Source organism: Halorubrum tebenquichense DSM 14210, from assembly GCF_000337415.1.
GTDB classification, from domain to species: Archaea; Halobacteriota; Halobacteria; order Halobacteriales; family Haloferacaceae; genus Halorubrum; species Halorubrum tebenquichense.
The window spans coordinates 1-9,614 of the sequence record NZ_AOJD01000026.1; the positions used below are offsets into that span (position 1 = coordinate 1).

Consider the following 9,614-nt stretch of genomic DNA (forward strand, 5'->3'; position numbering starts at 1 on the left):
ACATGTTCTCGCAAAAGCCTGTGGCGCGGAAGTTCCTCGACGCGCTCGCGGTGCGGCTCTCGCCTGTCCCCGCCGGCGGCGGACTCCTGCGGCGCGACCGGCTCCGGGCGCTCGGCTCGGTCGCGCTCCTCACGGCCTGTACGATCCCCTTCGTGTTCGTCGCGGAGCTGCTGGCCGTCGCGGTGCTGTTCGCGCTGCCGGTCACGGTGTCGATCCCGGTGTTGCTCGTGACGATCGCGTTTATCGAGGAGGTCGCCAAGAGCGTCGGGCTGTACGCCGGGTTCGAGCGCGGCGTCTTCGAGCGCGGGGTCTCGGACCGCCCGGACGGCGACGGCGTCGGTCGCGGCGCGCTCGGCGTCGCGCTGGCGGTCGGCGTCGCCTCGGGGACCGGCTTCTTCCTCGCGGAGAAGGCGACGGCGGTCGTTCAGGCGGTCGGGCTCACCGACCTGTTCCTCGGTCGCGCCGCCTTCGCCGACGTGTCGGGGCTCTCCGGGCTGCCGCCGCTCGCGCTCGCGGCGCTCTTTTTTGCGCCGCTGGTCCTCCACGTCGTCACGACGAGCGCGGCGGCCGTCGGCGCGAGCCGCGGGNNGACGCTGGGACACGCCGCGTACAACGTCGGGGTGGTGAGCCTTGGATAGCCGCCTGACGATCGCCGGGCGGGAGCTGGCCGGACTGCGCGCGGAGAAGACGATCCTGCTAGCGATCGCGATCCAGCTGTTCATCGCGATGTTCTCGTCGTTCCTCGTCGTCGGGCTGGTCTCGATGTACGACCCCGGCGCGCTCGACGGGGCCGAGATAGAGGTCGCGGCCGCGGGCGACGCCGTCGGCGACTTGGAGCGCGCCGCCGCGGAGGTCCCCGGGGCCTCCGTCACGCCGTACGCCGACGCGGACGCGGCGCGGAGCGCCTTCGATCGGAACGCGGCCGACGCGGTGGTGGTCGCGACCCGCACGGAGTCCGGGCGGGTGTCGACCGCCGTCACCGCGCCGGACGCCACGGTCGAGACGACGGTGATCGTGGTACAGCTCCGCGAGCTGTTGCGCACCTACGAGCTGGACGAGCGCGACCGCCGGGCCGCGTCCCTCGACGAGTCGCCGCTCCCGCTCCCGGACCGTGGCGAGACCAGCCCGTACTTCTCGTTCACCTACACCGTGTTGATCCCGGTGTTGGTGTTCCTTCCCGTCTTCATCTCGGGGTCGCTCGTCGTCGACTCGATCACGGAGGAGTTGGATCAGGGGACGATGGAACTGCTCCGGGTCGCGCCCGTCACGCTCGCCGAGATCGTCGACGGGAAGGCGGCCGCGGCGATCGGGATCGCCCCGGGACAGGCGCTGCTGTGGCTCCTCCTGTTGGAGGCGAACGGCACGTCTGTCGCGAACGTCGGGCCGATACTGGCGCTGATGACCGCGCTCACAACGCTCGTCGTCGCCGTCGCGGTCGGCATCTCGGCGGTCGCCCCGGACCGCCGGGCGGCGCAGCTGCTCTACTCGGTCGCGGTCCTCGTCCTGTTCGGCGGCGCGACCGCGATGGCCGGCGGCCCCGCGAACGCGGTCGCGCGGCTGGCGATCGACAGCGCGGACGCGGCGACCGGCGTCCTCGTGTTGGCGTACGCGGGTATCGCGGCGGCCGCGTACCTCGGCGTCCGTCGCGTCGTCGCCGCGCAGGGGTTCGGTCAGTGAGCCGTCGGCCGGGCGGACCGTTCCGGCTACGACTTCCCGCCGAGCCGCTCGGTGAGCTGCGTCGCCGTCGGGAGCCGCCAGCCGTACGCCACGGCGAGGAGCCGGACGCCGACGGTCACGGCCGCGCACGCCGCGGCCGCGACGCCCGAGGGCGCACCGAGCGTCCCGACCAGCCAGTAGGCGACGCCGCCCAGCACGGCGCAGCTCGCGTAGAAGTCCTCGAAGAGGATGAACGGGGGCCGGTCGAGGAGCACGTCGGCCAGCGCGCCGCCGCCGACGGCGTTGATCGTCGCGACCGCGACCACCCCGAACGCGGACACGCCCGCGTCGGTCGCGACGATCGCGCCGGTAGTCGCGAAGGCGGCGAGGCCGACGGCGTCCGCCGCGACCGTCAGGGGATGTTCGTCCGGCGAGGCGAGCCGGGCGCTCAGCCCCACCGCGAGCGCGACGCCGACCAGCCCGAGGAGGATCTCGACCGGCGAGCGGAGCGCGAGCGGGACGCGGGCGACGAGGAGGTCGCGGGTGACGCCGCCGGCGAACGCCATCGCCAGCCCGACGACCGCGACGCCGAAGAGGTCGAACTCCTCGCGGACCGCCTTGCTCGCGCCGACCAGCGCGAACGCGACCAGCCCGACCGTGTTCATCGCCGCGAACGGGTCCCCGAAGAGGACCGTCAGAACGCCCCCCGTCACCCGCCGAACGCGCCGAGGCTCGACTGTAGCTCCCGCTCGGGCACCGCGTCGGTCAGCTCGTGGCCGACGAGGTCGCGCGCGTCGACCGCGTACGTCGACCCGCCGCGGTCGAGCACGAGCACCCGTCCCTTCCAGCCGCGGACGGTCCCCGCCGCCATCGTCTCGGCGACGGGGCGCTCGGCGAGGTCGAGCCCGTAGTCGAACTCGAACCGCTCGATCGGGTCGAACCGGTCGAGCAGCGCCTCCCACGTCGCCTCGTCGACCGCGCGCCCGAACCCGTCGAGCTTCGTCGGGACGCGGACGCGGTCGACGAGGTCGTCGCCGGCGGCCAGTTCGGACTCCACCTCGCGGGCGACCCGACCGTCGGGGAACGTCCGGATGTGCGCCGCGCGGTCGGCCCCCTGCTCGCGGAGGCGCGTGTTCAGCCTCCACTCGCGGGTGACGCCCACCTTCAGCACGTCTGGCGCGAACGCGGCGAGGTACATCGCGTGCGACTCGTGGCAGTCCATCTCGTCTTTCAGACACGTCCCGGTACACCGCGCGCACACCCAGACGCGGCTGTGGTCGTCGCAGTAGGGCGCGTCGGGCGCGTCGCAGGCGACGTGGTCGCCGTCGTGGACGGTCCCCGCGCAGCGCCGCTCGCCGAGCCCGAACGCGAGTTCGGTCCCCGGGTCCGCCGCGACGTAGTCGACGCTCCCGCCGCTCGCGACGTAGAGTCCGCCGCCGACGGGTCCGTCCGGGTCCGACGACCCGTCCTCGGAACCGTCGTCCGGCCCCGACGAACCGCCCGCGACGCCCGTCTCGTAGCCGACGACCTGCACGCCCACCGATACGGGGAGCCGAGGCTTATAGCCGTCGTCGGGCGGCGAGGTATTTTGTCCGGGGGCGACGCAGACGCGACCATGCTCGACGCGGCGCTCGAAGCGACGGAGACCGACGACGGGGTGACGCTCGCGCTGCGGATCGAAAACGGCGGGTCGGAGCCGGTCACGCTCCGGTTCCGGACCGGCCAGCGCGTGGAGTTCACCGCGTATCCGGCGGACGGGGGCGCGGACGCGGACGGGTCGGACGACGGTGGCCGGCCCGACGGGGACGCGGACGACCCGGTCTGGCGGTACGGTGCCGGCCGGATGTTCACGCAGGCGCTCGGCAGCGAGACGCTCGCGCCCGCCGAGTCGGTCACCCACGAGGCGACGTGGCGGAGCCCGCCCGCCGGGACGTACCGGATCGTCGGCGAGGCGGCCGCGACGGATCGGGACCCGCGCGCGGACGCGGTCGTCACGGTGGAGGGATGAAGGAGGCCGTGTGGAGGGGTGAAGGAAGCCGTCGCCCCGGAGGGATAAACGCATAAGTGCCGCGCGGTGCGGCCTGCCGGTATGCGCACGGCAGCCCTCCCGCCGACAGTCGCCGCGGTCGTCGCGCTCGCGGTGAGCGGCGTCAGGCGGCTCTCGGCGATCCTCATCGAATCGTCCGTCTCGATCCGGCCGGCCGAGCGGCTCACGACGTACGTCATGAGCGGCCGGTTCGCGGCCTTCGTGCTGATCTACGGCCTGCTGTTCGGCGTCGCGCTCGCGGCCGGCGTGCGGGACCCGGACGTCTCCGCGGCGTCGACCGCGCTGGCGACGGGCGCGAGCGCGACCGTCGCCTTCCTCGTCGGCTCGGCCGCCGTCCTCTCGTACCTCTCCCCGACCCGCGGCGCGGTCGTCACCGCCGTCTTCGCGCTCGGCGCGGCGCTCGGCGTCGGGATCCAGTTCGCGGTCGTCGCGTACGCGGGGGTCTCGCTCGGCGACGCCCGCCGCGACGAGTCGAGGTCGGCCGCGGCCTGAATCCCGCGCGACCGATTCCGGCCTGCCCCTACTCGTCCGACCCGCCCCCGTGGACCACGCGCTCGACCGCGGCCGCGAGCCGCTCGCGCGTCCGGTGGCTGGACTCGGCGTCGGTCTCGACCTCGATCAGGTGCGACCCCGCCGCCTCGTGGGCGCGGGAGACGGCGGCCGCGACGTCGTCGGCGACCGCCGCCGCGCGCTCCGCCGGATCCTCGCCGCGGTCCGCGACCGACTCGGGACGCGCGTCGATCCGGGCGTATTCGAGTCCGTGAAGCTCCGAGAGCGGCTCGAACTCCAGCCCGTGGGGCGTCTTGAACGACTCGGTGAACGGGGGTTCGAACGCCTCGATCGGCAGTTGATGGAAGATGCCGCCGCCGTCGTTGTTGAGGACCACCACGGTCGCGTCGACGTCGCACCGGTCGATCGCCAGCAGCCCGTTGGCGTCGTGGTATAAGGCGAGGTCGCCGAGGACGAGCGTGAGATCGTCGGTCGTCCCGGCCCCCGCGCCGAGCGCGCTGGAGACGATGCCGTCAATGCCGGAGACGCCGCGGTTGCCGAGGGCGGTGACGTTCGCGGTCGTCGGCCCGACGAACCGGTCGAGGTCGCGGACCGGCATCGAGTTGGAGACGAACAGCGTCGCGGGGTCGGGGAGCGCGCCCGCGACCGCGCGGAGCGCGTCGCCCTCGTGGAAGCCCGACTCAGTCTCGTCGCCCGAGATCGACTCGGCGTCGCCCTCGCGGGCGTGGACAGCCTCGGCGGCCCGGTCCGCCGCCTCCCACTGCGAGCGCCAGTCCGGGTCCCCGCTCCCGCCCGCGACGAGCCGCGAGAGGCGGGCGCAGAGCCGGCTCGGCTCGGCGACGACGAGGTCGGTGGCGGCGAACTCTGCCTCGCGCCAGCGGCCGGCAGGGTCGACCTGGTACTGGTCGGCCCCCGTCTCGGCGAGGTACTTCCGGAGCCGCTTCGAGGTCGGGGACGCGCCGAGCCGGAGGACCGCGTCGGGGTCGGCCCACTCGGATCCGACGCCGTCATCGCCGGCGAGGTCCGCCGAGAGGTACGCGTCGTACTCCCCGATGACGGGCGCGACCCGCGAGTGGCCGCCGTACCGGAGCCCGGAGAGCGGGTCGGCCAGCACGGGGAACCCGGTCGCGTGCGCGAGCGCGGTGACCGACTCCGGGTCGATCCCCGGCGGGTCGGCGGGACCGGCGACGATCAGGCCGCGGTCGGCGTCCGCGAGGTCGGTCCCGAGCGCGCGGAGGTCGTCGTCGCCCGGTTCTGGCGCGCCCGGCGTCACGTCGACGTAGGGGCCGTCGCACCCGCGCTCGGCCGCTTCCGGGAGGTCGTCGGGCACGTCGCCGGGGACCGGCGTCGGCTCCAGCGGCTTCGCGAACGGGACGTTGAGGTGGACCGGTCCCTGGTCCGCGCCCTCAGCGGCCGCGACGGCGCGGGCGACGGTGGTGCGGAGCGACCGGAGCGCCCGGTCCTCGGCGGCCGGCTCCGGGAGGTCCTTGTAGTACCGGACGGCGTCGCCGTACAGCTTCTCCTGGTCCGCGGTCTGGTTCGCGCCGGAGTCGCGGAGCTCCGGCGGGCGGTCGGCGGTGAGCGCGAGCAGGGGGACCCGGGCGTTGCTCGCCTCCATCACGGCCGGGTGGTAGTTGGCGGCGGCGGTGCCCGAGGTACAGATCAGCGGCGTCACCCGGCCGGTCCGCCGTGCGCGACCGAGCGCGAAGTACGCGGCGGAGCGCTCGTCGAGCTGGGAGAACACGCGGAGCTCGTCGTGGCCCGCGGCGGCGACGGTCAGCGGCGTCGAGCGACTGCCCGGCGAGGCGACGACGGCGTCGACGTCCGCGGCGACGAGCTCGTCGACGAGCGCGTTCGCCCACAGGACGTTCCGGTTCGGCGCGGTCATTACCGCCGCTTCGGGCTCCGGCGTAAATATTCCGGCGGGTTCGGTCGCGGCACGGGTTGGTCGCGGCGAGGGTCGGCCACGGGGCGGGTCGGCGGCCCCGGCCCTCACTCCGACTCGGACTCCCGCCCCGTCACCTTCCGGACGCACGAGGAGCCGAACGGGCCGAGTTCGCCGGCGTCAAGCTGAACGAAGTGGCCCGTCGAGATCGACGCGCCGCAGCGCCGGCACTCGAAGTCGCCCTCGCGGGCGACGACCTGACTGTCGTACTCGACGTACGTGCCGCCCCGCCGGATCCGGAGCCGAGCGCCGTCGCGGTCGATGACCCCGCGCTTCTCGGCGGCGTCGAGGATGTCCCGGGTGAGCGCGGGGCTGGTCGTGATCGTCTCGATCCGGTCGACGGCCGCGGCGAGGTCGAGCTCCTCGCGTTCGAGGTGCGCCAGCAGCTCGACGCCGAGCTCCAGTTTCTCGTCGCGGGTCGACGGCTCCGTCACGCCCGGCGAAACGGCGCGGTCGCTCTTAAGTCGGCGGGATGTCGGTCCGGTCGCGGACCGCCAGCGGAATCGTGCGTCCCGCCGACCCGACCGCCGCCGACCGGCAGTTTCACGTCGATCGCCAGATACGTCGGGTCGTGAGCCGATCCCGCGACCGGTCCCGGCGTCGCCCCGCCTACCGCAGCCGCCCCAACGAGTTCTACTGGCTGTGGATCGCGGCGACCGCGACGTACGGCGTCGGCGACGTGGTCTCAACGATCGCCTTTCTGCGGTACGTTCCGACGATCGAGGAGGCGAACCCGGTCGTGGCCGTCTCGCTGGAGTCGTTCGGACTCTCGGGGCTCGTCGCGCTGAAGATCGTTGTCTACCTCGTCATGCTCTGGATCAGCGTCGAGGGCGCGCGCGACGGGGACGGACTGCTGTACTACTTCCCGCCGGTGCTGCTCACGGCGACCGGGACGTACCTCACCGCGAGCAACCTCCGGCTGCTGTGGCTCGCGTGACGCGTCGCCGTCAGGAAGGGTACTCGGCCCGTCCCAGTCGATCTGTTCCCGTCACGAGCAGTCCGTTCCCTCTGTTCGGCTCGGGTGATCCCCGTCGGTCGGATCGAGCGGGACTACGACCGGACCGTGCTCGGTCTGTATAACCTCGGCGTCGATGTCGAAGACGTCCGCGAGGAGGTCGTCGGTCACGACCGCCTCGGGCGGACCCGCGGCGCGGATCGAGCCCGCTTTGAGCGCGACGACGTTGTCGGCGTAGCGCGCCGCCTGTGAGATGTCGTGGAGGACGACCACGACCGTCGCGTCGCTCTCGTCGCGGAGCGTCTCCACGACGCGCATCACCTCCAGTTGGTGGCGCGGGTCGAGGAACGTCGTCGGCTCGTCTAAAAGCAGGACGTCGGTGTCCTGTGCGAGCGCCATCGCGATCCAGACGAGCTGCGCCTGCCCGCCGCTGAGCGTTCCGACCTCGCGGTCGCGGAGGTGCCCGACGCCAGCCATCTCGACGGCGTCGTCGACGGCTTCGTCGTCGTCCGCCGTCCGGGACTCGAAGAAGCCCCGATGAGGGTAGCGGCCGCGCTCGATCAGTTCCTCAACGCTGATCGTCTCGGGCGCGGTGTTCCGCTGGGAGAGCCGTCCGATCCGCCTGGCCAGCTCCTTCGAGCCGAACGAGTCGACGCGCCGGCCGTCCAGCAGCACGCGTCCCTCGTCGGGTTCGAGGCGGTTCGCGAGCCCCTTCAGCAGCGTCGACTTCCCGCTCCCGTTCGGGCCGATGAGCGCGGTCACTTCGCCCTCGGGCACGGCGAGCGTCTCTCCGTCGATGACCGGGTCGTCGGCACTCGGATAGCGGACGACGAGCTCGTCCGCGTCGAGCGCCGCCTCCGATGCCGGCTCGTCAGCACCGTTTGCCGTCGGTTCGCGGAGCCTGTCCGGCTCACGTGATCGCCCGTTCTTCCGCATCAGACGTCACCCAAGTTCTCGCTTTTCCGCATCAGATAGAGGAAGTACGGGCCGCCGACCAGCCCGGTGATGATTCCGACCGGGAGCTGGATGGGGTTGAGCGCGAGGCGCGCGCCGACGTCCGCGCCGACCAGCAGCGCCGGCCCGAGGAACAGACACCCGAGCAGCAGCCGCCGCGAGTCACCCCCGACGACGTTCCGCACCATGTGCGGGACGATGAGGCCGACGAACCCGATGAGCCCCGCGACCGCGATGGCGGCCGCCGTCGACAGCACGGCGATGCCGGCGACCGCGAACCGCATCTTCTCGACGGGCATTCCGAGGGAGTCCGCGGTCTCCTCGCCGAGCGCGAGCACGTCCAGCTCCTTCGTCACCACGAACGCGAGTGCGAGCGCCACCACCGTGAACGGGAGCGCGATGCGGACCTCGCCCCAGTCCGTGTTCAGCAGGGAGCCGGAGAGCCACGCCTGCGCGGACATCACCGTGCTGAGGTCGTCGATGAAGAAGAACAGCGCGCGCTGGACGGATCCGAACACCGTGCCGACGATGACGCCCGCCAACACGAGTCTGACGGGGCTGGTACCGTTCTTCCACGCGATGACGTACACCAAGAGGAACGCCACTCCCCCGCCGAGCGCGGCCAGTACCGGCACGAACGGGAGCAGCTCGGAGAACGCCGTCAGGACCACCAACACGACGAGCCCGGCACCGTCGCTGACGCCGAGGATGTACGGGCTCGCGAGTTCGTTCCGCGTGATGATCTGGAATATCGCCCCCGAGACGGCGAGGTTCGCGCCGACGAGCGCGCCGACGAGGATACGCGGGAGCCGGATGTTCCAGACGATGTGCTGTTGTTGGGTGAACCACTCGGGGAGGTCGCCGCCGAGCAGGAACGCTCGCCACGCTTGGAAGCTGAACAGGACCTCGGGGTCGAACACCGCCCCCCACGCCTCGCCGAGCGTCAGCGGGAACGCGCCGAAGCTCACCTGAAGGAGGGTCGCGCCGACCAGTACGGCGAGACTTCCGAGCGCGACGCCGGCGAGCGTCGAGTCGGCGTACCAGCGGTTGGCCGCCGCTCTGCGGTCGGCGAGTCGGTCGAACAGTTCCGCCATCGGTCCTACAGGTCCCCGTCGACGATGTCGAGGAGCCGCTGGCGGTCGAAGAGCCGCTCGCCCTCGGGGACCTCACCGACGGGACCGGGCCACTCGCCGAACGCGTCGGGATAGACCTGCTTCGCGACGGCTTCCGTGGAGAACATGTCGACGATGGGACCCATGTACTGGCCGCCGCTGCGGACGACGTTGCCGTTCTGGACGGCGCTGAGCTGTTGGCCGTTCTCGTTGTTCTCGAACGGCTCGATGACGTTGGTCACGAACTCCTCGTGCGTGGAGGAGGTGAGCGCGCCAACCGCGCCGATGTAGTCGGGATCGGCGCGGAGCAGTTCTTCGTAGCCGACGGGGCCGTCGGGGTACTGGCCTTCGAAGGCGTCTCGCATACCGAGGCGGTAGTAGGACTTGGTGTTGTTCCCGAGGCGGTGGAGGGGTGCGATCCGGAACTGTCCCGAG

10 protein-coding genes and 2 pseudogenes are annotated in these 9,614 nt (G+C 72.5%); 5 read left to right on the plus strand and 7 right to left on the minus strand.

All coding sequences use genetic code 11. From position 1 onward, the window contains the following. Both C472_RS03595 and C472_RS03600 read left to right on the plus strand, forming a co-directional pair. Positions 1–638: pseudogene (locus C472_RS03595) on the plus strand (PrsW family intramembrane metalloprotease); the annotation flags it as partial. Beyond that, a complete protein-coding gene (locus C472_RS03600; RefSeq protein ID WP_006628428.1) occupies positions 631–1,677 on the plus strand; it encodes an ABC transporter permease in 1,047 nt (348 codons plus the stop codon). The pseudogene C472_RS03595 and the gene C472_RS03600, both read left to right, overlap by 8 nt. Before the next feature lie 26 nt (positions 1,678–1,703). Here C472_RS03600 and C472_RS03605 read toward each other — a convergent pair whose 3' ends face one another. Both C472_RS03605 and C472_RS03610 read right to left on the minus strand, forming a co-directional pair. Continuing rightward, the gene (locus tag C472_RS03605; RefSeq protein ID WP_006628429.1) at positions 1,704–2,369 is read right to left on the minus strand and encodes a trimeric intracellular cation channel family protein; all 666 of its coding nucleotides are present in this window, start codon (positions 2,367–2,369) and stop codon (positions 1,704–1,706) included. Next, entirely contained in the window at positions 2,366–3,190 is an 825-nt protein-coding gene (locus C472_RS03610; protein ID WP_006628430.1) for a DUF2797 domain-containing protein, read from the minus strand. Before C472_RS03610 ends, C472_RS03605 begins: the two co-directional genes overlap by 4 nt. Before the next feature lie 81 nt (positions 3,191–3,271). Between C472_RS03610 and C472_RS03615 the strand changes: the two genes are divergently transcribed. Both C472_RS03615 and C472_RS03620 read left to right on the plus strand, forming a co-directional pair. Continuing rightward, entirely contained in the window at positions 3,272–3,664 is a 393-nt protein-coding gene (locus C472_RS03615) for a BsuPI-related putative proteinase inhibitor (RefSeq protein WP_006628431.1), read from the plus strand. Positions 3,665–3,745: 81 nt separating this feature from the next. Beyond that, on the plus strand, positions 3,746–4,195 hold the full coding sequence (locus tag C472_RS03620; protein ID WP_006628432.1) for a hypothetical protein: 450 nt from the start codon (positions 3,746–3,748) through the stop codon (positions 4,193–4,195). 28 nt (positions 4,196–4,223) lie between these two features. Here C472_RS03620 and menD read toward each other — a convergent pair whose 3' ends face one another. Together menD and C472_RS03630 are read right to left on the minus strand one after the other, a co-directional pair. Then, a complete protein-coding gene (gene menD / locus C472_RS03625) occupies positions 4,224–6,101 on the minus strand; it encodes a 2-succinyl-5-enolpyruvyl-6-hydroxy-3-cyclohexene-1-carboxylic-acid synthase (RefSeq protein WP_006628433.1) in 1,878 nt (625 codons plus the stop codon). Positions 6,102–6,205: 104 nt separating this feature from the next. After that, a complete protein-coding gene (locus C472_RS03630; RefSeq protein WP_006628434.1) occupies positions 6,206–6,592 on the minus strand; it encodes a DUF5830 family protein in 387 nt (128 codons plus the stop codon). 137 nt (positions 6,593–6,729) lie between these two features. Between C472_RS03630 and C472_RS03635 the strand changes: the two genes are divergently transcribed. Beyond that, positions 6,730–7,095 carry a hypothetical protein gene (locus C472_RS03635; RefSeq protein WP_049906275.1) on the plus strand — a complete coding sequence of 122 codons (366 nt, stop codon included), beginning with the start codon at positions 6,730–6,732 and terminating at the stop codon, positions 7,093–7,095. 51 nt (positions 7,096–7,146) lie between these two features. On the opposite strand, the gene C472_RS03640 is transcribed toward C472_RS03635, so the two are convergent. The 3 genes and pseudogenes from C472_RS03640 to C472_RS03650 all read right to left on the minus strand — a co-directional run. Then, positions 7,147–8,049 (minus strand): ABC transporter ATP-binding protein, encoded by a 903-nt coding sequence (locus C472_RS03640; protein WP_006628436.1) that lies wholly within the window; start codon positions 8,047–8,049, stop codon positions 7,147–7,149. Next, positions 8,049–9,161, minus strand: coding sequence for a FecCD family ABC transporter permease (locus C472_RS03645; RefSeq protein WP_006628437.1), 1,113 nt, complete (start codon positions 9,159–9,161; stop codon positions 8,049–8,051). Before C472_RS03645 ends, C472_RS03640 begins: the two co-directional genes overlap by 1 nt. Before the next feature lie 5 nt (positions 9,162–9,166). After that, positions 9,167–9,614: pseudogene (locus C472_RS03650) on the minus strand (ABC transporter substrate-binding protein); the annotation flags it as partial.

Excerpts from the sequence above, each read along its gene's own strand:
- menD (WP_006628433.1), bottom strand. The coding sequence starts at position 6,101 with ATGACCGCGCCGAACCGGAACGTCCTGTGGGCGAACGCGCTCGTCGAC.
- C472_RS03620 (WP_006628432.1), top strand. The coding sequence starts at position 3,746 with ATGCGCACGGCAGCCCTCCCGCCGACAGTCGCCGCGGTCGTCGCGCTC.
- C472_RS03615 (WP_006628431.1), top strand. The coding sequence starts at position 3,272 with ATGCTCGACGCGGCGCTCGAAGCGACGGAGACCGACGACGGGGTGACG.
- C472_RS03645 (WP_006628437.1), bottom strand. The coding sequence starts at position 9,161 with ATGGCGGAACTGTTCGACCGACTCGCCGACCGCAGAGCGGCGGCCAAC.
- C472_RS03640 (WP_006628436.1), bottom strand. The coding sequence starts at position 8,049 with ATGCGGAAGAACGGGCGATCACGTGAGCCGGACAGGCTCCGCGAACCG.